This is a genomic window from Paenalcaligenes sp. Me52 (assembly GCF_050487965.1).
In the GTDB taxonomy this organism is placed as follows: domain Bacteria; phylum Pseudomonadota; class Gammaproteobacteria; order Burkholderiales; family Burkholderiaceae_B; genus Paenalcaligenes.
In genome coordinates this window covers 1-745 of sequence record NZ_JBKQFO010000018.1, presented here as the reverse complement: position 1 = coordinate 745, position 745 = coordinate 1, and the positions used below count along the sequence as shown (strand labels likewise).

Annotated in this window: 1 protein-coding gene; it reads right to left on the bottom strand. The window is 56.5% G+C overall.

Translation table 11 applies throughout. The features are described from left to right. Positions 1-745 (bottom strand): glycine--tRNA ligase subunit beta (locus ACLO87_RS16715; RefSeq protein WP_430224332.1); only part of this gene is annotated, 745 nt, incomplete at both ends.

Below are 745 nucleotides of genomic sequence, written 5' to 3'. Positions count from 1 at the left end.
GCATCGACCGGTTCACGCAGCTCAGCCAGTTCGACCAGCGCATCCTGGTAACGACCTTCCGCAAAGTACGGCTCCAGCTTGTCACGTAGCACCACAACCTGCATCGCCAGTTTAATTTCTTCCGGCTCTTTCAGAGTAGAGGCATTCACGCGATCGCTCAGCACTTCATCAGATTTCGCCAGGATGTTAGATACACGCTTGTTCGCCGCCGCCAGTGCTGCAGCTGCTTCCAGGGTACGGAAGTGCGATACCGCTTTCATACGGGCATCGAAATCAGCCGGACGAGTCGGACGACGCGCCAGTACCGCCTGGATGGTGTCAACGGTGTAACCTTCGTCCTGATACCAGGCGCGGAAGCGACCGAGCATAAAGTCGATAACATCATCAACCACGTTGGCATTAGTCAGCTTATCGCCATACAGACGCACTGCTTCTTCGGTCAGGGTTTGCAGGTCAAGATTGAGGTTCTTCTCAACGATAATACGCAGCACGCCAAGTGCGGCACGACGCAACGCAAACGGGTCTTTGTCGCCTTTCGGATGCTGGCCGATACCGAAGATACCCGCCAGAGTATCCATCTTGTCAGCAATCGCCAGCGCACAGGCTACCGGGTTAGACGGCAGGTCATCACCGGCAAAGCGCGGCTGATACTGCTCGTTCAGCGCCACTGCCACATCTTCCGCTTCGCCATCGTGACGCGCGTAGTGCATCCCCATAACGCCCTGGGTGTCGGTGAACTCGAAGA